29 protein-coding genes are annotated in these 20305 nt (G+C 32.5%); all 29 read left to right on the forward strand.

Annotated elements, in window-relative coordinates:
• The first annotated feature begins 2 nt into the window (after window positions 1-2).
• The 29 genes from HNR52_RS03835 to HNR52_RS03975 all read left to right on the forward strand — a co-directional run bounded on the left by HNR52_RS03835 (window position 3) and on the right by HNR52_RS03975 (window position 20305).
• The gene (locus HNR52_RS03835) at window positions 3-644 is read left to right on the forward strand and encodes a type IV pilus modification PilV family protein (protein WP_435619734.1); all 642 of its coding nucleotides are present in this window, start codon (window positions 3-5) and stop codon (window positions 642-644) included.
• Window positions 635-1099, forward strand: coding sequence for a prepilin-type N-terminal cleavage/methylation domain-containing protein (locus HNR52_RS03840; protein WP_435619790.1), 465 nt, complete (start codon window positions 635-637; stop codon window positions 1097-1099). The genes HNR52_RS03835 and HNR52_RS03840 overlap by 10 nt, the downstream gene beginning before the upstream one ends.
• Complete coding sequence (locus HNR52_RS03845; protein ID WP_435619735.1) at window positions 1089-1664, forward strand: pilus assembly PilX N-terminal domain-containing protein; 576 nt, start codon at window positions 1089-1091, stop codon at window positions 1662-1664. Before HNR52_RS03840 ends, HNR52_RS03845 begins: the two co-directional genes overlap by 11 nt.
• Before the next feature lie 14 nt (window positions 1665-1678).
• Entirely contained in the window at window positions 1679-1954 is a 276-nt protein-coding gene (locus HNR52_RS03850; protein ID WP_435619736.1) for a late competence development ComFB family protein, read from the forward strand.
• Window positions 1951-2910, forward strand: coding sequence for a pilus assembly protein PilM (pilM, locus tag HNR52_RS03855; protein ID WP_013787940.1), 960 nt, complete (start codon window positions 1951-1953; stop codon window positions 2908-2910). The genes HNR52_RS03850 and pilM overlap by 4 nt, the downstream gene beginning before the upstream one ends.
• A 1-nt stretch (window position 2911) precedes the next feature.
• On the forward strand, window positions 2912-3442 hold the full coding sequence (locus HNR52_RS03860) for a PilN domain-containing protein (protein WP_013787941.1): 531 nt from the start codon (window positions 2912-2914) through the stop codon (window positions 3440-3442).
• 4 nt (window positions 3443-3446) lie between these two features.
• A complete protein-coding gene (locus HNR52_RS03865; protein ID WP_435619737.1) occupies window positions 3447-4238 on the forward strand; it encodes a type IV pilus inner membrane component PilO in 792 nt (263 codons plus the stop codon).
• 32 nt (window positions 4239-4270) lie between these two features.
• The gene (locus tag HNR52_RS03870) at window positions 4271-4786 is read left to right on the forward strand and encodes a shikimate kinase (protein WP_013787943.1); all 516 of its coding nucleotides are present in this window, start codon (window positions 4271-4273) and stop codon (window positions 4784-4786) included.
• A 20-nt stretch (window positions 4787-4806) separates the two neighbouring features.
• The gene (gene proB, locus HNR52_RS03875; RefSeq protein WP_013787944.1) at window positions 4807-5901 is read left to right on the forward strand and encodes a glutamate 5-kinase; all 1095 of its coding nucleotides are present in this window, start codon (window positions 4807-4809) and stop codon (window positions 5899-5901) included.
• A 35-nt stretch (window positions 5902-5936) separates the two neighbouring features.
• Complete coding sequence (locus tag HNR52_RS03880; protein WP_435619791.1) at window positions 5937-7190, forward strand: glutamate-5-semialdehyde dehydrogenase; 1254 nt, start codon at window positions 5937-5939, stop codon at window positions 7188-7190.
• A 22-nt stretch (window positions 7191-7212) separates the two neighbouring features.
• Window positions 7213-7659, forward strand: coding sequence for a type II 3-dehydroquinate dehydratase (gene aroQ, locus HNR52_RS03885; protein WP_013787946.1), 447 nt, complete (start codon window positions 7213-7215; stop codon window positions 7657-7659).
• A 4-nt stretch (window positions 7660-7663) separates the two neighbouring features.
• Window positions 7664-8728 (forward strand): M24 family metallopeptidase, encoded by a 1065-nt coding sequence (locus tag HNR52_RS03890; protein WP_013787947.1) that lies wholly within the window; start codon window positions 7664-7666, stop codon window positions 8726-8728.
• 21 nt (window positions 8729-8749) lie between these two features.
• On the forward strand, window positions 8750-9307 hold the full coding sequence (gene efp / locus HNR52_RS03895; protein WP_013787948.1) for an elongation factor P: 558 nt from the start codon (window positions 8750-8752) through the stop codon (window positions 9305-9307).
• Window positions 9308-9352: 45 nt separating this feature from the next.
• Entirely contained in the window at window positions 9353-9751 is a 399-nt protein-coding gene (locus HNR52_RS03900) for a CD1247 N-terminal domain-containing protein (RefSeq protein WP_013787949.1), read from the forward strand.
• A 110-nt stretch (window positions 9752-9861) separates the two neighbouring features.
• Window positions 9862-10866, forward strand: a complete 1005-nt coding sequence (gene spoIIIAA, locus HNR52_RS03905; protein ID WP_013787950.1) for a stage III sporulation protein AA — start codon at window positions 9862-9864, stop codon at window positions 10864-10866.
• Window positions 10860-11375, forward strand: coding sequence for a stage III sporulation protein SpoIIIAB (gene spoIIIAB / locus HNR52_RS03910; RefSeq protein WP_013787951.1), 516 nt, complete (start codon window positions 10860-10862; stop codon window positions 11373-11375). Before spoIIIAA ends, spoIIIAB begins: the two co-directional genes overlap by 7 nt.
• Before the next feature lie 15 nt (window positions 11376-11390).
• Window positions 11391-11588 (forward strand): stage III sporulation protein AC, encoded by a 198-nt coding sequence (spoIIIAC, locus tag HNR52_RS03915; protein WP_013787952.1) that lies wholly within the window; start codon window positions 11391-11393, stop codon window positions 11586-11588.
• Between the two features lie 29 nt (window positions 11589-11617).
• On the forward strand, window positions 11618-12004 hold the full coding sequence (gene spoIIIAD / locus HNR52_RS03920; RefSeq protein ID WP_013787953.1) for a stage III sporulation protein AD: 387 nt from the start codon (window positions 11618-11620) through the stop codon (window positions 12002-12004).
• A gap of 10 nt (window positions 12005-12014) precedes the next feature.
• Window positions 12015-13178: a stage III sporulation protein AE gene (gene spoIIIAE / locus HNR52_RS03925; RefSeq protein ID WP_013787954.1), complete on the forward strand. Its 1164-nt coding sequence runs from the start codon at window positions 12015-12017 to the stop codon at window positions 13176-13178.
• 12 nt (window positions 13179-13190) lie between these two features.
• On the forward strand, window positions 13191-13775 hold the full coding sequence (gene spoIIIAF, locus HNR52_RS03930) for a stage III sporulation protein AF (protein ID WP_013787955.1): 585 nt from the start codon (window positions 13191-13193) through the stop codon (window positions 13773-13775).
• Window positions 13776-13795: 20 nt separating this feature from the next.
• Window positions 13796-14371, forward strand: coding sequence for a stage III sporulation protein AG (spoIIIAG, locus tag HNR52_RS03935; RefSeq protein ID WP_435619738.1), 576 nt, complete (start codon window positions 13796-13798; stop codon window positions 14369-14371).
• 18 nt (window positions 14372-14389) lie between these two features.
• On the forward strand, window positions 14390-14947 hold the full coding sequence (locus tag HNR52_RS03940; protein WP_435619739.1) for a SpoIIIAH-like family protein: 558 nt from the start codon (window positions 14390-14392) through the stop codon (window positions 14945-14947).
• 58 nt (window positions 14948-15005) lie between these two features.
• Window positions 15006-15401, forward strand: a complete 396-nt coding sequence (locus HNR52_RS03945; RefSeq protein ID WP_013787958.1) for an Asp23/Gls24 family envelope stress response protein — start codon at window positions 15006-15008, stop codon at window positions 15399-15401.
• 69 nt (window positions 15402-15470) lie between these two features.
• Window positions 15471-15890, forward strand: a complete 420-nt coding sequence (gene nusB / locus HNR52_RS03950) for a transcription antitermination factor NusB (RefSeq protein WP_013787959.1) — start codon at window positions 15471-15473, stop codon at window positions 15888-15890.
• On the forward strand, window positions 15880-16728 hold the full coding sequence (locus HNR52_RS03955) for a bifunctional 5,10-methylenetetrahydrofolate dehydrogenase/5,10-methenyltetrahydrofolate cyclohydrolase (RefSeq protein WP_435619792.1): 849 nt from the start codon (window positions 15880-15882) through the stop codon (window positions 16726-16728). The genes nusB and HNR52_RS03955 overlap by 11 nt, the downstream gene beginning before the upstream one ends.
• Window positions 16694-17917 (forward strand): exodeoxyribonuclease VII large subunit, encoded by a 1224-nt coding sequence (gene xseA, locus HNR52_RS03960; protein ID WP_435619740.1) that lies wholly within the window; start codon window positions 16694-16696, stop codon window positions 17915-17917. The genes HNR52_RS03955 and xseA overlap by 35 nt, the downstream gene beginning before the upstream one ends.
• Window positions 17895-18125, forward strand: coding sequence for an exodeoxyribonuclease VII small subunit (xseB, locus tag HNR52_RS03965; RefSeq protein WP_013787962.1), 231 nt, complete (start codon window positions 17895-17897; stop codon window positions 18123-18125). The genes xseA and xseB overlap by 23 nt, the downstream gene beginning before the upstream one ends.
• Entirely contained in the window at window positions 18118-18999 is an 882-nt protein-coding gene (locus HNR52_RS03970) for a polyprenyl synthetase family protein (protein WP_435619741.1), read from the forward strand. Before xseB ends, HNR52_RS03970 begins: the two co-directional genes overlap by 8 nt.
• A 727-nt stretch (window positions 19000-19726) precedes the next feature.
• Entirely contained in the window at window positions 19727-20305 is a 579-nt protein-coding gene (locus HNR52_RS03975) for a hypothetical protein (RefSeq protein ID WP_013787964.1), read from the forward strand.

A 20305-nucleotide genomic window follows, 5' to 3' on the forward strand; every position in this document is an offset into this window, starting at 1 on the left:
AATTGAAATATTTAAAGAATGCGTTTGGCATGACACTTATTGAAGTTCTTGTAGCAATAGCTCTATTTTCGATTGCAGCTATACCTCTATTAGGTGTGTTCCATGAATCAGTAATTACAAATGCAGATTCTAAAATAAGAACAAAGGAAGCTACAATAGCTCAAAGCATAGCAGAAGACATAAAAGCGGGAAATACAAATGTGTCCAATTGGAATATACCTGATGGTTATTATTTGCTAGAAGATCCCGATCAGTCAAAAATTGATATGGGAAATGGAGTCACAGAGTACAAAATTACCATTGGCAAATTGCAATCAAATGCACAACCTTTTGTGTTGTATGCTGTTGCACCATCTGCAGAAATTAGTGGTTACACACCGCCTAAAGTATATACAAACAATGGAAATTATGATGATATAATAAACCGGTTAAAAGATATTGTAACTTTAATTATAGTTATAACGTGGGCAACATTGTTTACTCTTTTTGTTGTACTTCCTAAATTAGGATTAAGTGGTGTAATAACGATCGTTAATAATATAATTGATTCATGGAATAAAAATATTAGAACATTAAAAGATATAGCTACAAGTGCTTCAAAAAGTGTGAATCTAAGTATTCCTTGGTGGTTAAAATGGTGGTGATAAAAGACGACAAAGGTTTTACTTTAGTAGAATTATTAGTAACTTTAGCATTATTAGGACTTGTAATTTCAATTTATTCTCTTTTATATTATTCGGGTTACAATTCATATAAGGATACGCAAAATAATATAGATATCGAACAAAATGTGAGATATGCCATGAATTATATTGTCAATCAGATTGATAAAGGACCATCATCAATAAATATTATAGATAATGGTCATGGACTTAATATAGGTGGCAGCTATATACAATTTGATACAATTAATAATAAGATTTATTTAGATCAAAATCGAGGCCATGAAATTGCTACAAACATTGTTGAATTTAATGTAAACTTGAAAAGCGGTAATGTGTTAAACGTTGAGATTGTAGGCCAAAATAGAGATGGGACAGGAAAATTTTCATTATCAACTGATATTTTCCTTAGGAAGAGTGTTGTAAATGTACAATAACAAAGGTTCTGCCCTAATATTTACGTTAATGGTCATTTTAATATTAACCATTTTAGGTATTTCTATTTTAGAACTTTCATTAACCGAATTTAAAATTTCTGCTTCATATGGCAATGATGTTTTATCAAGATATGCTGCTGAGGCAGGACTTGATATTTTAAAATCAGAATTTAACACAAATCTACTTAATAATTTAAAAAGCAATGCTCAAAAAATTATTGATAGCAATTATGATAAAGGGAATGGAACTTATAAGATTAGTATGGATCAATTGTATTCTTTGATATTTAACGACACAAAAAATTATTTATACAGTAATGTTTTTAATAAATATTTAAATGAAGGTAATGTTGCTTTAGGTAATACAGAGCAAATTTACAATATTAGCAGCATTTCGTTTAATCAAGAAGAAGGGATGCAATACAATATTCATATTGAAACTATTGGCATTTACAGGAATATAAAAAGTTATGGTCATGCAGATATTATTTTAAATCTTCAAGCTTCTGGCAATCCAATTGCTATCAGTAGTTGGATTATCGACAATACACCACCATTAAATTAAAGGAGAGATTAGAAATGGAGTTAAAAAATTATATGGAAGAAGCAGTTAAAGATGTTATCGACAATGTATTAAAAGATTTAGATGTATGTAAATGCGACAAATGCAAACTTGATATAATGTCATTAACGTTAAACAATTTACCTCCGAAATATTATGACACAGAAAAAGGTGAGATATACACAAAAGTCAATGAATTGAAAAGGCAATTTGAGGTAGATATCATTAGTCAGATCACGAAAGCTGCTTTTTACGTTAATCAACATAAGCGCCATGGAGAGGATCTTAGATGATAGGTATCGATATAGGCAGTTTTTACACTAAAATTGGCAGTTGTGATAAAAAAAATGATAAATTAAATAATATGGTACTGGAAAAAACACCTCAAAATTGCATTAGAAATGGATATTTAAGTGATATAAATTTATTGTCTGACTTTTTGAATGAAACATTAAAAAAGAAATTTGCAAAGGAAAAGAAATTGTCTTTTTGCATTTCAAGCACAGATATAATAATTAGAGAAATAATAATGCCATTTATGAAAGATGATGAATTAAAGAATGCTTTAAAATATGAAATTGATCAGTATATACCTAATTCAGATGATTATATTGTTGACTATAAGCAGATTGAGCATGATGAAGATGGTAAAAAGATAAAAACAATTATTGTGGCAGCACCGAAAGAAATGATATTCGGGTATTTGAAATTAGCTAAGGGATTGAAATTTCGCTTGGAAGTTATAGATATATATAGCAATTGTATTTATAAGTCGATAAAAAAATTATGTAAACCAACAGGAAGTACGTCTGTAATAAATATTGGTGCAGAGTATACAGATATTACGATAATAAATGAAGGTAAATATGCATTTAGCAGGATAGTAAAATTCGGAGGAAATGATATAAATGAGATAATTGCCAATACATACGATACAGACTTTAAAACTGCTGAAGAATATAAAAGGGAAAAACCTTTTTTTATAGATAATGAAGATTATGCTGGCCTTAGAGAGAACACTGAAAAATACGTAAACAGTAAACTGAGTGAAATATCAAGAGTGTTTGATTTTTTTGAATCATCGTACCATAAAAGTATAAATGAGATTTTTCTAATTGGTGGAACTACAAGACTTACAGGGCTTAAAAGATATATAGAAGATTATTTTAAGATACCTGCTTTAAGCAATGATGACGATTTATATACATATTTTATGCCTGTGTTTGGTTCTTTGATTAGGGGGGAGTAATTTGAAAGACATCAATCTTATACCAGATGAAATAAAATTACTTGACGAAAAAAGGAAAAGAAGTACATTTACCATGATAGGCTTTTTGATTGTGGCTTTTGTGCTAATTTTTATTTTGCTTTTGCCAAGTATGTATATCAATAATTTAGAAAAGCAAAAGTCTACCTTAAACAACCAATTAAATAGTTTAAAAGCAAAGAAAGACATGTATTCAACTATTAAAAGCAAAGAAAATTATTATTCACAAAAAGAAAAAATAATAAAATATTTATCTGATAAAAAATTGAATATGACAGAAATTTTAAATGACATCTCGGCTAATATTCCAGAAAATGTTTCAATTAAGGATATGAAATTTAATGGGAGTGTGTTGGAAATAACAGGTGATTCTTATATGAACAAATATTTATCGGATTTTATGTTGAATTTGAGAAAATTAAAATATGTAGATGATGTTAATCTCTTAGACACAAAGAAATCTGATAGTGGTTTGATTCAATATACTTTGCAAATTAAGCTTAAGGTGGTATAATTATATGAAATTGACAACGAGAGAAAAAATGCTAATAGGTGTATTGTTTATTGTCGCCTTCTTTGGTTTATATTATCAGTTTGTTTTGACAAAACAACTGGTGGTTATAGATAAATTAAGGCGTGATGTTATGAGTTTACAGACAGAGGTGAATGATTACAATACATTAAGTGTAGATAAAATGAAAAACCGCTTATCAGAGATTGATAGTCAAATTGAAATATGCAATGAGGAACTTCCTGATTATGAAAATATTGAAGACTTTGTAGTTTTGCTTGATGATGCAATTACTAAAACTGGCGTAAATTTTGAGGAGTTGAATTTTAATTCAACTGATAATCAATTACAGAGTCCTGAAAATCAAACAAATAATAACAAAATCAGCAAGACAAAATATGTAGAAATTCCTGTCAATATAAAAGTTGCAGGCGACTATTCAAAAATATCGAATTTTATTGAAGAAGTACAATCAATGCAAAGGCTTAACAATATAAAATCATTTGAGATAAGTAAAGACAATGAATCTAATAATTTGCTACTTAATATAGATATTGTGATATATTCTATGAGCAAAAAAGGCGGAAGTAATTTGAATCCACGTGAAGCAAGTGGGAAAAGTGATCCATTTAAATCATTAGTTGAAGTGAATAATGGAAATCAAAATACAAACGCCAATTCAAATAATCAGAATTCTTTGCAAGGAATTGATATAAACAAAATTATTTCAGATAGTATAAACAGTGCAATAAACAATGTTTCTAAAATTGCACCACCTACACCAACAAATAAGCAGTAAGAAAGTTATGCGTATTGGAGGATAAAATTTTAATGAAGAACATCGCATTAACCGGATTTATGGCTACAGGAAAGACAGTTGTTGGCAAAAGAGTTGCCGATATTTTAAGTTTTGGCTTTATTGATACTGACGATTTGATTGAAAAAATTTCAGGCATGAAGATTACGGAAATTTTCGATAAATACGGTGAAAAATATTTTAGGGGAATTGAAAAAATTGCTGTTGCAAGAGCTTCCAGACTAAAAAATCATGTTATATCAACAGGTGGTGGTGTTGTATTAAATCCTTCTAATATAGTGCAATTGAGGAAACATGGTGTAGTTATATGTTTAAAGGCGAATCCGGAGGTAATTTTAAGAAATATTGGTAATAATGATAAAAGGCCTATACTTGCTAACGGTGATGTGTATGAAAAGATAAAAGCTCTTTTAGCGGAAAGACAGCACTATTATGAGTTTGCAGATTATACTATAGATGTTTCAGATATGTCTATAAATGATGTAGCTTTGACAGTAGTAGATGTATATTCGAAATTAAAAACAAGATAAAAAGTCGAGGGCAGAGGAATATGAAAATTGTCGTGAAAATCGGAACAAGTACATTGACTTATGAAAATGGAAAGTTGAATTTAGAGATGATGGAAAAAATTGTACGACAAATATCTAATTTACAAAATAAAGGCGATAAAGTTGTTCTTGTGACATCTGGTGCCATTGGAGCTGGAATGGGCAAACTAAATATTTTGAAAAGACCTAAAACATTGCCGGAAAAACAATCATTGGCGGCAATTGGACAAGGATTGCTAATCGGACTGTATGAAAAATTTTTTAATGAATATGGGAAGACTACAGCTCAGCTATTGCTTACAAGGGATGATTTTTCTATAAGAGAAAGGTATTTAAACATAAGCTATACATTATCAAATTTATTAAGGTACAATGTAGTCCCAATCATAAACGAAAATGATACTGTTACTGTAGATGAAATAAAAATAGGAGATAATGATACGCTATCAGCGCTTGTAGCAAGCATCATAGAAGCGGATCTATTAATTATATTGACTGATATTGAGGGGCTATATGATAGAGACCCTAAAGTAGATGGAGCTAAGCTGATAGATGTGGTTCATGATTTTTCTGATGCGCTTTTTGAAATTGCTGGAGGTTCTGGTACAAATTTTGGCACGGGTGGTATGTATACAAAGATTCAAGCAGCAAAAATTTGTTACAACGCAGGTGTCCAAATGGTAATTGCCAATGGCAAGCTTGATAATGTTTTAAATAAAATTGCAGCAGGTGAAAGAATAGGGACAGTTTTTATGCCTGCTAAAAATCCTATCAGCAATAGAAAGGTTTGGATCGCATTTAATGCACAATTGTCAGGTAAGCTAATTATTGACGGTGGGGCAAGACAGGCCATACTTGAAAATGGAAAAAGTCTATTGCCAAGTGGTATTATATCAACTGATGGAGAATATTCTGTAGGGGATTGTGTATCAATATATGATAAAGATGGAAAAGAGATTGCAAGAGGTTTGATTAATTATACATCTGATGAGGTTAACAAAATAAAAGGTTTAAAATCGACCGATATAGACAAAGTTTTAGGATATAAAAATTACGATGAAGTCGTCCACAGAGACAATTTAGTTGTCATAGTTTGACTTAATAGTGTATAATAAGGTGTTGTGTAAGGAGGATTAGAAATATGGAAGTTGATTTAAAGGCCGATGTTGCCAAGAAGGCATCAAGAATACTTGCAATTCTTGATGAAAACATTAAAAATGAAGCGCTTAAAAATATGGCTTTGAAGCTTGTGGAAAATAAGCGCGAAATATTAGAAGCAAACGAAAAAGACGTCTCAATTGCAAAAACCAAGGGCGTAAAAGAATCATTAATTGATAGGCTTAAGTTAGACGAAAAGCGGATAGAAGGTATGGCAAATGGACTTAGAGAGATAGCCATGTTACCAGATCCTGTTGGGGACATAGAAGAAATGTGGAAAAGGCCTAATGGTCTTCAAATCGGGAAAATGCGCTGTCCAATTGGAGTTATAGGTATAATTTACGAATCTAGGCCAAATGTAACAGCCGATGCTGCAGGGTTATGTTTGAAATCGGGAAATGCAGTTATTTTAAAAGGTGGCAGTGATGCAATAAACTCCAATATAGCCATTGTTAATGTTATTTCAAGCGCTGCAGAAGAATGTGGTATTCCCAAAGGAGCTATTCAACTTATTGAGAATACAGACAGAGAAGAAGTAAATCGCATGATGAAATTAAATGGTAAGATAGATTTAATTATACCAAGGGGTGGTGCGAATCTAATACAAAATGTTATACAAAATTCAACGGTACCTGTTATTGAAACTGGAGTGGGAAATTGTCACGTGTTTGTTGATTCACATGCTGATTTTGAAAAAGCTATCAATATCATTGTAAATGCTAAAACACAAAGACCTGGTGTATGTAATGCTATTGAGACAGTTCTTGTCCATAAAGATTTGGCGGAAAACTTTTTGCCATCTATGGTGAATAAACTTACATCTTTAGGTGTAGAAATACGAGGTTGTAGCATTACAAAATCCATCTGTCCAGATGTGAAAGAAGCGACTGAAGACGATTGGAAAACAGAATATTTAGATTTAATACTGGCTGTTAAAGTCGTAGAAAGTATTGATGAGGCTATTAACCACATAGCTAAGTATTCTTCAGGTCATTCTGAAAGTATTATTACAGAAAACTATACAAATGCGATGAAATTTTTGAAATCAGTTGATTCAGCAGCGGTATATGTAAATGCATCTACAAGATTTACTGATGGTGGAGAGTTTGGATTTGGCGCTGAAATAGGCATTAGCACACAAAAAATGCATGCACGAGGGCCGATGGGGCTTAAAGAATTGACCACGTACAAATATGTAATTTTAGGGAATGGTCAGATAAGAGAATAAATTTTAAAGTGAGGTTTTTAATATGAAGAGAGTTCTTATTATACATGGGCCGAATTTGAATCTTACGGGTAGCAGAGAGATAAGCATTTACGGAGAGGTAAGTTTTGATGAAATAAACAATATAATTAAAAGAGAAGCTTCAAAGCTTGATTTGGCTGTTAAAATACAGCAGTCTAATAGCGAAGGTGAGATCATAGATTTTATTCATTCTGCAAAGAATAATTTTGATGCTATAATAATAAATCCTGGTGCTTACTCACATTATAGCTATGCAATAATGGATGCAATAGGTGCCATAGATATACCAGTAATAGAGGTGCATCTTTCAAATATACAAAAGAGAGAAGACTTTCGACACGTTTCTGTGACTGCTACTAAATGTCTTGGGCAAATATCAGGGTTTGGACCTTTTAGCTATGTTTTGGCTTTAAATGCGGTTAAGTTATTAGAAGATAATTTAAAGGAGTGATATTTTGAAAAACAGATTAAATGAAGCGAAAAATTTGTTAGTTGAAAAGGGATTAGATGGTTTTTTGATTTTTAAACCTGTAAATGTAACATATTTGACTGGATTTACAGGTGACGATAGCGTTGCTATTGTAGGTCTCAATGAGTCTTATTTTATTACAGACTCAAGGTATACTGAGCAGGCTTCTTATGAAATTAAAGGATTTAAAATAGTTGAACACAAATCGGATATTTTTGAAGCGATAAGAGATTGTATATCAAATATGGGTATTGACAAACTTGGATTTGAGGGAAACTACATAACTTTTGAACAGTACAATAAATTGAAAGACATTTTACAAGTAGAGTTAAAACCTGAAAATGGCTTTGTGGAATCTTTAAGAGAGATAAAAGATGAGACAGAAATAGAAAATATCAAAAAGGCACAGTATATTACAGATGAAACTTTTAAATACTTTCTGAGTTTTATAAAGCCTGGGATGAGAGAAAAAGATGTGGCTTTAGAAATGGAATATTACATGAAAAAGCTTGGAGCAGAAGAAAAGTCGTTTGACTTTATAGTTGCATCTGGCAAAAGGTCTTCGATGCCGCATGGAAAAGCTTCTGATAAAATCATCGAATATGGCGATTTTGTGACATTTGATTATGGGTGCAAGGTAAATGGATATTGTTCTGACATGACAAGAACTGTGGTCATCGGAAAAGCGAATGACAAGCAGCGAGAAATCTACAATGTAGTTTTAGAAGCGCAGATAAATGCGATCAATAATTTAAAAGCTGGCATGATAGAAAAAGATGGTGACTATCTTGCAAGAAAGGTAATCATAGATAAAGGCTATGGTGATTATTTTGGTCATTCATTAGGCCATGGCGTAGGATTAGAGATACATGAAAATCCTTTTATGGGTCCCAAAAAGACGAATTTATTAAAAGCTGGAATGGTTGTTACAGTTGAACCAGGGATATATATTCCTAATTTCTCTGGCGTTAGAATAGAAGATATGGTATTATTAAAAGAGGATGGCGTTATAGATTTGACAAATTCGCCAAAGGAATTAATTGAAGTTTAACTAATGATGGAGGGATTTTAATTGGTATCAGCAGGAGAATTCAGAAAAGGAATGACTATTGACATTGATGGTCAAGTTTTTACGGTTGTGGACTTTCAACACGTAAAACCTGGAAAAGGAGCTGCCTTTGTTAGAACAAGGTTGAAAAACGTCATAACAGGTGCTGTTGTAGAGAGAACTTTTAACCCCACTGAAAAAGTTGACGAGGCAGTCATAGAAAGAAAAGATATGCAGTATCTTTACAATGACGGCAATCTATACTACTTCATGGATACTGAGACATATGAACAAATTCCTTTGAATTACGAAAAAGTCGAGGATGCCATGAAATTTTTAAAAGAGAATATGATAGCAACAATAAAATTCTATAAAGGTGAGGCCTTTTCAGTAGAACCTCCTACTTTTGTAGAATTAGAAGTTGTTGAAACGGAACCTGGATTTAAAGGCGATACTGCAACAGGTGGTTCAAAACCTGCTAAAGTTGAAACAGGAGCTATCATTCAAGTTCCGCTGTTTGTAAATCAAGGCGATGTTATAAAGATTGATACGAGGACATCAGAGTATCTGGAAAGAGTATAGTTTTGCACATTTTAAAAAATAATAGTAAAGGAGGAGGTATGTAAAATGGAGTACTTGTATGAGCGCATATCGTATTTAAGAGGCTTAGTAGATGGGTTGGAAATTGATGAAAAATCAAAGGAAGGCAAAGTATTAATTGCCATCATTGATGCGCTGGAGGACTTTGCAGATGCTATTAATGATCTTGAGGCCTCACAATCAGAACTTGATGATTATGTAGGTGCCATTGATGAAGATTTGTCAGAAGTAGAAGATGAAATATACGATGATGAATCTGATGATGAGTACGATTATGTTGAAGTTGAATGTCCCAACTGTCACATGCTGATGAGTGTAGAAGATGAGCTTTTAGACGATGAAGACGCGGAAATTGTCTGCCCTCATTGCAATGAGACAGTTAATGTAAAAGATGTAATAATATATGAAGATGATGACAAAGAATAGCTGTTAAAATCAAATAGCGCAAAATGCTCACTAAATTATTTAGTGGGCATTTTTTTATTCATAAATATTTATGCTTCTAAATATAATTTTTGTAGAGAGGAGGACATGTAATGATAAACAAAAGCAAAAATTACGACGAGCTATTGTATTCTCTACCGTTGAATATCAGAAGCATAATTATCAAGTTAAGCGATCATTTGAAAGAAGGATTGGAGGAAATAAGGCTTAGAATTGATAGACCGTTGACGGTTTATGCGAATAATCAAGAAAGGTTTTTATCTGCGGATGGAAATGTAGTTAATTCCCCAAATTTAGCGTATATAGTTACAAATGAAGACTGCGATAAAGCATTGCAGCTTATCTCCAAATCATCCATATATGCTTTTGAGAATGAGCTGAGAAATGGATACATTACTATAAAAGGTGGATATAGAGTAGGAATATGTGGTAAATGTGTCCTTGACGGTGAATCTGTAAAGACAATTGTAAATGTATCTGGCCTCAATTACAGAATAATGCGTCAATGTATTGGTTCTTCAGATGAAATAATGAGGTACATTGTAAAATATCCGGAAGTAGTGAATAATACGTTGATAATTTCGCCTCCGCAATGCGGCAAAACAACGCTTATAAGAGATATAGCTCGCAATATTAGCAATGGAATGCCTGAATTGAATTTTCATGGAGAGAAAGTATCAATTGTAGATGAAAGATCAGAAATAGCTGCATGTTTTAAAGGCATTCCGCAAAACGATGTAGGATACCGAACGGACGTATTAGACTTATGTCCAAAACATATTGGCATTTTAATGATGATAAGATCTATGTCACCAAAAGTTATAATAACTGACGAAATAGGTAAAGTTGAAGATATAGCATCTATTCACGAAGCACTTAATGCAGGAGTAAGCATAATTACGACAGTCCATGGAAATGACGTAGAAGATGTGGCGAGGAAAAAGTACATTGATGAAATGTTAAATAATAGAGAATTTGATAGGTATGTGATTTTAAGCCGTAAATTAGGAGCAGGCACTATAGAAGCCATTCTTGACAGAGATTTTAATGTGATTTTTAAAGGCCCTTATAGAAAGGAATGCAAGACAATATGCTGAAGATCGTTGGAATGGTTTTAGTTTTAATTTCCTCTGCTATGATAGGTTATATGAAATCACTTGAATATACATTAAGACGACAAACGTTAAGGTCTTTTTTATCCAGCCTAAATTTACTCATAACTGAAATAACTTACAGCCAAGTAACATTGTCTGAAGCATTTGCCAAGTTATCTGAAACATCGGAATCAGGCGTAGGAAGATTTTTTTTATTAGTATCTCAAATTTTAAATTCTAATGAAGGGTATACGGCTGGTGAAGCGTGGGAAATTGCATTTAATAAGGTTGAGAACATAAATTTAAGTCAAGATGACATAAAAATACTAAAATCGTTCGGCAAAGGCCTCGGGAATTCAGATATATATAATCAAGAAAAGAATTTTAAATTGACTTCCGAGTTATTAAAAAAACAGCTTATTGATGCTGAGGAATCAAGCAGAAAAAATGAAAAATTGTATAAAAGCCTTGGCATATTGATAGGAATTGCTGTAGTTATCATATTTCTATAGAGGGAGGTAGTGATTTTGAGTATAGATATAATTTTTAAGATTGCTGCAATCGGAATCTTAGTTACTGTTCTTAATCAGATTCTTATAAGGTCTGGGAGAGAGGAACAAGCCATGATGGTTACATTAGCAGGAGTAGTAGTTGTGTTAATGATGGTAATTACAATGATCAACAATCTATTTACTGCCGTAAAAACGATATTCCAGTTATATTGAATATATTAGCAAACGAAAGGAAATCTTTTATGGAAATCATTCAGATTGTAGCAATTGGTATCATATGTGTAATAATCCTTTCACTGTTTAGAGAGAATTTTGAAGATGTTGCGATCATAATAAGTTTATCCGCCAGCATACTTATATTTTTTATCATAGTTCCAAAAATCAGCAACATAATAACGGTTTTAAATACAATTGCAGACAAAAGCGGCATAAACAGCATCTACGTAAAAACAATTCTTAAAATAATAGGAGTTGCATATATTGCAGAATTAGGAGTTCAGATTTCTAATGATGCAGATGAAAAAAATATAGCTACAAAGATCGAATTAGCAGGGAAAATAATAATCATTTTTTTATCTCTTCCAATTATTATAGCATTGGTGGACACTATTGTCTCCATACTGCCTTGAGGTGATAAACATGAGAAAAGCTTTATGTTTAATTTTCATATTAATAACAATATCAATGCTTCCAATAAGGATTTACGCTGACACAAAAGACGATTTATACAGCCAAATAAGCAGTGCAGATACCAGTCAAATTGACTCATTGATCAAGGGAATAAATGAGAAGAATGGCAATGCGTTTCAAATAACAGACGTTAAAACATATTTGTACAATCTTTTAAATGGAAAGGAGACATTTAGCGTTAAAAACATTGTCAATGGTGTACTAAGTATTTTTTTTAATGAAGTCAAAGCATCCGTTGAAATTTTAGTACAGCTTATCCTATTATCAATTATCGGTGCTGTACTAACTAATTTAGAAAATTCGTTTGAAAATGGAGGCATAAGTCAAGTAGCCCATATGGCTGTCTACATTGTATTAGTTATAGTTGCGATTAAAAGCTTTATGAGCGTTTTAAATATTGGAAAAGATGCGATAGATAGTATGGTCAATTTTATGCAGGCAATACTGCCAGTTTTAATTACTATGTTGGCTTCGGTTGGTGCTTTTGTATCTGCTTCCTTTTTTCAGCCAGCATTGATAATGATTGTTGAATTTACAGCCAAAGAAATAAGAGATATTATTCTTCCTGCAATTTTATTTATGACGGCAATTAGGATAATAAGTAGAATTTCTGATAAATTTACTTTAAACAAACTCGCCGATTTATTTAAAACAATTTGTACAGCGTCAATTTCAATATTGCTAAGCATTTTTATAGGTGTTTTAACGATTCAAGGCATTACATCATCTTTAGCGGATGGGGTAATTTCGCGAACAACTAAATACGCAGTAGGAACATTTCTGCCAGTTGTAGGCAGTATATTATCTGACAGCATAGATACAATTATGAGTGCATCGCTTCTAATAAAGGGTGCAATAAGCACTTTTGGATTAATAGCCATAATCTTAATGGCTATAGTACCAATCATCAAAATATTTTCAGTAATGATTATATACAAACTTTCTGCCGCAGTTGTAGAACCAATTGCCGACAAAAAAATAGTTGATTTTTTGTCTGATATTTCAACATCTGTGGCATATGTATTTGCTGCATTAGTATCTGTAACCGTAATGATGTTTTTAGCCATAACAGCCGTAATTAACGCATCAAGTATTAGTGTCATGATGAGATAGGTTACAAAGGGGATGGATTTCTTGGATGAAGTAAAAAGTTGGATAATTCAAATAGCATATATTTCAATATTAGCTATAATATTTGAACTTTTGATACCATCATCAAGCATGAAAAAATACGTAAAGATAGTAATAGGTTTAACAATCATGATTGCGATCATAAATCCAGTATTAGGATTTATTAAAAGCGGTATTAATATAAATAATGCCTTGGAAAAAGAGTATAACTATAATAATGTAGACATAAGTGGAATGACTAAACAAGCGGAGATAGAAAGGAATAAACTTATAGTCGATGAGTATAAAAAAAGGCTAAATGATCAGATAAAAGAGAGAATATTATCTATGGTAAGTGCTTCTGATGTAGAGGTGGAATCATCAATAATTGACAATTTAAATGATAAGAGCTTTGGATTAGTAAAAGAAATCAATATAACAATTTTTAATGACAAAAATGAAACATCAAACGGCAGCGGGAATATTTCAATTGAAGTGAGTAAAGCAAATGAAAAGACGAGTAAGATTGATAACATCAAAAACGATTTAAGTAAATTCTATAATGTACCATTAAAGAATATAACTATAGAGGAAAGATAAAATGAAAGGGGGATAAAATTGTGGATTTTAATAAACTAAAGCAAAAAATTTTAAAAGCTGATAATAAGACTATACAAGATTTGACTGTAATTTTCATTATTGGTTTGATTATCTTGATTGGGGCCAGCATCTTTTTTAAGCCTAAACCAACAAATAAAAGTTCAGATAAACAAATGGTTGAAGCGCAAATCACAAATGAAGATTATGCGAGTAAATTGGAATCGGAATTAAAGGAAATACTATCCAGAATTCACGGAGCAGGCAATGTAGATGTGCTTGTCATTTTAGACTCTGATGAAGAAATAGTAGCAGCTATGGATACAGTACAATCAGAAACTACCACTAACGAAAAGGACAGCAATGGAGGCACGAGGACAACCATTCAAAGTGAGACGGATAACAAAATTGTTACTTCACAAAATACCAGTGGAGAAAATCAACCTATGATATTGAAAAAAGTAATGCCTGAGGTAAGGGGTGTTGTCGTCGTCGCTGATGGTGCAAAAGATCCAAATGTTCAATATGAACTTATGACGGCTGTTGAGACAGCATTGGGCATTCCCGCATATAAAGTTAAAGTCGTATCTTCAAAATAAAATTTAGGAGGGTTTATTATGATGTATTTAAAGAAAAAATCTATAGCAATAGCATCATTGGTCTTGCTTATAGCGATAGCTTTTGTAATCAATTATAATTATCAAAACGGAATTAATAAAAATACTTCAAGCAAAAATAGCTTAAATTCACAATTGATAGACAATAGCAATGTTTCCAGTTCTTCATCCGCTAATGAGCAATCCGAAGCGACAACAGCATTGTCCAGTGGTTTATTTGCTTCATATAGACAGGACAGGGATATTAACAGAAGCCGTAGTTTAGAAGCTTTACAAGAGATAGTAAATAACAAGAATACAAGCCAGGAAACGCGGGATGAAGCTCAAAAACAGATTATCAAGTTGACAGAGACTAATCAGAAGGAATTGATATTAGAGAATTTGATCAAAGCAAAGGGATTTCAAGACGCCATAGTTTTGATTGACAACAATACTGCAAATGTGATAGTGCAAGCTGATAAATTATCGGCACAGGAAGTTGCAAAAATACAAGATGTTGTATCTCAACAAACAGGTTTTCCTCTTGACAACATAAAAATAATGAATAGAATGAATTAGTCATAATTGTAAAATATTTGATTGTCTGATATAATATCTATTGAAAGGAAGTGTTATTATGGAAGAAAATATAAGCCAAGAACTTGAATTTGGAACGATTAAAATATCAGATGATGTTGTTGCTGTTATAGCTGGGTTAGCTGCTACAGAAGTTCCTGGTGTTGCAGGAATGAGCGGTGGAGTTGTCAATGGAATAACTGAAATGTTAGGACGGAAGAATTTGTCAAAAGGTGTGAAGGTACAAGTTGGTGAAAAAGAAGCGGCCATTGATTTGTACATCGTAGTTGACTATGGTGTTAGAATACCTGAAATAGCTTGGAATGTTCAAGAAAATGTTAAGAAGGCAATAGAAACAATGACAGGACTTAAAGTTGTAGAAGTAAACATACATATTCAAGGAGTAAACATGGAAAAAGAACAAAAATCCAAAGAGCCTCCAAAAGAAAATAAATGATATTTAAACCCTCTTAATGTAGAGGGTTAATTTTAATGGGTAAAATTACGATTAGAGGAGTTGAAAAATGTGAACAGAACGCAAGCTCGAGAATGGTTAGTAAAACTATTATATCAATACGATATATCGAAGTTGGAGCCACAAAAAATTTTCGATAAATTCCTTGAAGACAATGATCCAGAGGATGAGAAAGACTATATAGAAAATACGTTTTTTGGAGTAATTAAAAATGTTGATAATATTGATGAAAAAATTAAAAAATATCTTAAAAATTGGGATATTAATAGAATAGCAAAAATTGATTTAGCAATAATGCGGTGCAGTTTCTATGAAATACTGTATTCTACTGATATACCAAGCAGTGTTTCTATTAATGAAGCAGTGGAAATTGCTAAGAAGTACAGCACTGAGAAATCGCCGGCTTTTATAAACGGAATTTTGGGAAATTTAGTAAGGGATATTATTGGCGGTGATGCAAATGGTGATTGATGGCAGAAATATTGCGAAATCAATAAGAGAAAAAGTAAAGTCTGAGATATTTGAAAAAAATTACCATCCAAAACTTGCGATTCTCGTTGCTGGAAATGATGAAGCTTCATTGATATACGCGAATACTAAAATTAAAGCTTGTGCAAATGTAGGTATTGATGCTTATACGTATTTCTTTACCAATGATGAAGAAGATAAATTTTTAAAGAAATTAGATGAGTTAAATACAGATGATAGCATTCATGGTATAATGATAGAAATGCCTCTTCCAAAATCGTATGATGCACAAAGAATTTACGATCTTATTAATCCTATAAAAGATGTAGATTGCATATCGACATACAACATGGGACGCTTATTTTCGGGTAATCCTCTTTATTTGCCATGCACACCTTATGCTATCCTGACGATTTTGAAAAGTTTGGATATTGAGTACACCGGAAAACATGCTGTTGTCGTTGGAAGAAGCAATATATTGGGAAAACCGGTTGCCAAATTGATGCTGGATCTTGACATGACGGTTACTCAATGCCATTCAAAAACATTGAATTTAGAGGAGTATACTAAAACGGCGGATGTATTAGTATTAGCAGTAGGGAGGAGAAATCTTGTAGGTGGCCAGATGGTAAAAAAAGGAACTATAGTAATTGATGCTGGAATAAATGAGTACAATGGCGAGATTTACGGCGACTGTGATTTTCAAAGTGTAGAGAGTTTATGCAGCTATATAACACCGGTTCCTGGCGGAGTTGGTCCTGTGACCACATCCATTGTTTTGTCAAATACATTGGAGGCATATAAAAATGTTATTAAAAACTTTAACAGTAAAACAAGTTAATGATTATTTAAAAAATATAGTTGCAGGTGATATAATATTAAAACATGTAATGGTAAAAGGCGAAATATCGAATTTGCATTTTAGAGGACAAGCACTGTATTTTACATTAGTTGATGAGTATTCCTCTTTAAAATGCGTTGTTTTTGAAGATTATATTGATAACATAAATGTAGAAGTAAAAAATGGAATGTCTGTAATTGTAACAGGTAAAGTTTACGTTTATGAGAAAAGCAGTTCGTTTCAATTGCATGTTTTTAATATTGAAGTTGAAGGATTAGGTTCTCTTTTTTTATCTTTTGAGAGATTGAAGCAAAAACTTAAAAGTGAAGGTTTATTTGATTTAGATAAGAAAAAGAATCTTCCTAAAAATCCTAAAAAAGTTGCGGTGATTACATCACCTTCAGGTGCGGCTGTTCACGATATTATAAATATTTTAAGAAGAAGAAAGCCGTCGATAGATATCATGGTGGTTCCAATATTAGTTCAGGGGAATAAAGCTTCGTCAGAAATTGTAGATGCCATTATAAAGGTCAACAAAAGAAGTGATATTGATTTAATTATTTTAGGTAGAGGCGGTGGGTCATTTGAAGATCTCTACCCATTTAATGATGAAATAGTAGCGAGAGCCATTTATAACTCCAGAATACCCGTAATATCTGCTGTGGGGCATGAAACTGATTTTACGATATCTGACTTTGTTGCAGATTTGAGAGCACCAACACCATCTGCAGCGGCAGAATTGGCGGTGACTGATGTTAATTTTTACAACGAAAAAATTAAAAACTATAGAAGAAGTTTATATCGCTATATGTTGTCAATAATTGATAAAAAGAGGCATCGCCTCGATAATCTAAAGAAGCTTCTAATAGGCAAAAACCCAATTATCAAAAATCGACAGATGAAAGAACGCTTAGACACCTTAAATAGAATTATGGAGGACAGCATTTATAAAATATTAAGAGACAAAAAACTTCAATATGTAAATCTTATAGAGAAGTTAAATACTTTGAGTCCACTAAATGTCTTAAAGCGTGGATACACGATGACGATGGATAAAGACAAAAACAATTTAGTCACAAAGGCTAATGATATTTCAGCAGATGATAAAATATACCTTTTGTTTGAAGATGGTGAAGCACTTTGTACTGTTAATGAGGTGATGAGATATGAGCGAAAATATGGACTTTGAAAAAAGTATGGACAAGTTAGATGATATTGTAAAAAAATTAGAGGATGGCAATCTGCCTTTAGAAGAATCTTTTAAACTATTCAAAGAAGGTCTTGAATTATCTCAAAAATTGAATAAAGCGCTAAACGATATTGAAGGTAAAATAACGATGCTTATTAACGAAAATGAAGAAATACCATTTAATTTTGAGGAGGACAAAGATGTTTGATGACATTCTTAGAGAAAAGATAGAATATATTAATAAAGGGTTAAATGAATTTTTATCATTAACAGATAGGCCAGAAGTCTTGTTTGAAGCTATGAAGTACAGTGTTTTTGCTGGTGGCAAAAGGCTTCGACCTGTACTTTGTATATCTGCTTGCGAATTAGTTGGTGGAAATAAAGAAGATGCACTGCCAGTTGCGTGTGCAATAGAATTTATACATACTTATTCGCTAATTCACGATGATTTGCCAGCAATGGACAATGATGATTTAAGGCGTGGAAAACCTACAAATCACAAAGTCTATGGTGAAGCGATTGCTATTCTTGCTGGTGATGCTTTACTAAATTATGGGTTTGAAGTTTTAATTCAACAAGCATTGAACTCAAATAAAAGTCAAAATATTTTAAGGGCTGCTGACGAAATCGCTCGTGCGGCAGGGTGCCGCGGAATGATAGCAGGGCAAGTTGTAGACTTACTGTCAGAAAACAAAGAAATTGGCGAATATGATTTGAAATTCATGCATGACCATAAAACAGGTGCTTTAATAAAAGCTTCAATTTTAGCAGGAGCGATAATAGGTGGTGCAGATGCTGCTACTTTAAAAAAATTGAGCAGTTATGCAGAATATTTAGGATTTGCATTTCAGGTAAAAGATGATATTTTAGATGTTCAAGGAGATGAAGCAAAACTAGGAAAAGATATTGGTAGTGATATGGTGAATGGAAAATCAACGTTTGTAAGTGTATTGGGACTACAACGCTCTGTAGAACTTGTAAATGAGTTGACTGAAAAAGCAATTAGCATATTAAACGATTTTGGAAACAAAGGTGAATTTCTAAAAAGTCTTACCAAATACATGTCAGAGAGAGATAGTTAAAGCATAAGACAGCATAAATTAAATTGATATGTACAGCGTGTTTTTATACGATACATTTTGCTCTTAGCAGAAAAACTTGAACAATTATTATATTTGATACAGATAGATAAAAATGTTATAATCAATATCGACATGAAGTGGTGCAGTATCCTAGTCGGTATTGTTAATTCCGAAGACGGGCCTAAAAATCCGTTAAAGGCATATCGATGAAGTTCCTGGTGCTGGCTTTTGATGCCCAATCGAGGGCTTGTGCTGGGAGTTAAGAAAAGAGGGGCAACCTGCAATGGCATGTGGGCCTTGACCCCCTTTTCGTGGAGACCTATTTCCGTGGTATAATGTGCTACGGCATAGGGTGAACCTACCATGCGGTAATAAAGCTGTGGGTAGTGTAGCCTGCCTTGAGTGATTAAGGTGGATATCAGACTGAACTTTAACTTAATGAGCTCTTAAGTTAAAGCTATTGCTGATGAAACCTTAGTTGCAAAAGAGGATAGGAATTAACAAACCGTCGAGGAAAGCTCCTAGGCTGCTCGAAGGAGGCATATTGAGGATTACAGTGTGGACTAAGTGGTAATCCAGTCATACTTTTGGCGACAAAGTAGATTCAGGCTTAAAGGGAAACCGCCAAATGGCGACAGTTGGTGCCTGAAGGGGAAACCCTGCTGGACCTAAGCCACAAAATTTACTCAATATGCTACCACTTCAAGTACATAGGAGGATTTTATTAATGAAATCTAAGAAGTTTAACATAAATTACAAGTGGACTATAAACGCTTTTATTTTTAGCTTTATTTTTGCAGTGATTTTGAATTTTTCATCGGATGTTTTGTTAAAAAAAAGCAATATAATAATTGCTTTTTTTGTATTGTTAGTTATAGTATTGATAGGAGTTTTATCGGATATAATTGGCATAGCTGTTGCAACAGGATCTGAAGAACCTTTTCATTCTATGGCTTCAAATAAGGTTTTTGGAGCTAAGCAATCGATTAAATTGATACGAAATGCGAATATTGTTACAAATATTTGCAACGACATAATCGGTGATATAAGTGGAATAGTATCTGGTGCTGCATTAAGTAGTATAATTGCTAAGTTATCAATTTCCAGCACTAAAAGCACTATTTATGCGACAGTTTTTGGAGGGATACTATCAGCAGTTACAATTGGTGGTAAATCTTTAGGGAAAAATTTAGGAATGTATAAAAGTCAATCGATTATTTTCTCTGTTGGCATACTTTTGGCTTGGTTTGAAAAAAATACAGGTATAGAATTTTTTCCATCCAATTCTAAAAAAAATAGAAAATAG

Origin of the sequence: Thermoanaerobacterium thermosulfurigenes, assembly GCF_051201035.1 — a bacterium.
GTDB classification, from domain to species: Bacteria; Bacillota; Thermoanaerobacteria; order Thermoanaerobacterales; family Thermoanaerobacteraceae; genus Thermoanaerobacterium; species Thermoanaerobacterium thermosulfurigenes.

Bases quoted from the DNA above. Each gene is read 5' to 3' on its own strand.
- aroQ (WP_013787946.1), top strand. From the start codon at position 7,213: ATGAAGAGAGTTCTTATTATACATGGGCCGAATTTGAATCTTACGGGT.
- spoIIIAF (WP_013787955.1), top strand. From the start codon at position 13,191: ATGGATTTCTTGGATGAAGTAAAAAGTTGGATAATTCAAATAGCATAT.
- spoIIIAE (WP_013787954.1), top strand. From the start codon at position 12,015: ATGAGAAAAGCTTTATGTTTAATTTTCATATTAATAACAATATCAATG.
- HNR52_RS03945 (WP_013787958.1), top strand. From the start codon at position 15,006: ATGGAAGAAAATATAAGCCAAGAACTTGAATTTGGAACGATTAAAATA.
- HNR52_RS03870 (WP_013787943.1), top strand. From the start codon at position 4,271: ATGAAGAACATCGCATTAACCGGATTTATGGCTACAGGAAAGACAGTT.
- HNR52_RS03845 (WP_435619735.1), top strand. From the start codon at position 1,089: ATGTACAATAACAAAGGTTCTGCCCTAATATTTACGTTAATGGTCATT.
- HNR52_RS03850 (WP_435619736.1), top strand. From the start codon at position 1,679: ATGGAGTTAAAAAATTATATGGAAGAAGCAGTTAAAGATGTTATCGAC.
- spoIIIAA (WP_013787950.1), top strand. From the start codon at position 9,862: ATGATAAACAAAAGCAAAAATTACGACGAGCTATTGTATTCTCTACCG.
- HNR52_RS03940 (WP_435619739.1), top strand. From the start codon at position 14,390: ATGATGTATTTAAAGAAAAAATCTATAGCAATAGCATCATTGGTCTTG.
- spoIIIAB (WP_013787951.1), top strand. From the start codon at position 10,860: ATGCTGAAGATCGTTGGAATGGTTTTAGTTTTAATTTCCTCTGCTATG.
- HNR52_RS03865 (WP_435619737.1), top strand. From the start codon at position 3,447: ATGAAATTGACAACGAGAGAAAAAATGCTAATAGGTGTATTGTTTATT.
- xseB (WP_013787962.1), top strand. From the start codon at position 17,895: ATGAGCGAAAATATGGACTTTGAAAAAAGTATGGACAAGTTAGATGAT.
- HNR52_RS03840 (WP_435619790.1), top strand. From the start codon at position 635: ATGGTGGTGATAAAAGACGACAAAGGTTTTACTTTAGTAGAATTATTA.
- xseA (WP_435619740.1), top strand. From the start codon at position 16,694: ATGTTATTAAAAACTTTAACAGTAAAACAAGTTAATGATTATTTAAAA.
- spoIIIAD (WP_013787953.1), top strand. From the start codon at position 11,618: ATGGAAATCATTCAGATTGTAGCAATTGGTATCATATGTGTAATAATC.
- HNR52_RS03975 (WP_013787964.1), top strand. From the start codon at position 19,727: ATGAAATCTAAGAAGTTTAACATAAATTACAAGTGGACTATAAACGCT.
- HNR52_RS03970 (WP_435619741.1), top strand. From the start codon at position 18,118: ATGTTTGATGACATTCTTAGAGAAAAGATAGAATATATTAATAAAGGG.
- HNR52_RS03900 (WP_013787949.1), top strand. From the start codon at position 9,353: ATGGAGTACTTGTATGAGCGCATATCGTATTTAAGAGGCTTAGTAGAT.
- proB (WP_013787944.1), top strand. From the start codon at position 4,807: ATGAAAATTGTCGTGAAAATCGGAACAAGTACATTGACTTATGAAAAT.
- HNR52_RS03955 (WP_435619792.1), top strand. From the start codon at position 15,880: ATGGTGATTGATGGCAGAAATATTGCGAAATCAATAAGAGAAAAAGTA.
- pilM (WP_013787940.1), top strand. From the start codon at position 1,951: ATGATAGGTATCGATATAGGCAGTTTTTACACTAAAATTGGCAGTTGT.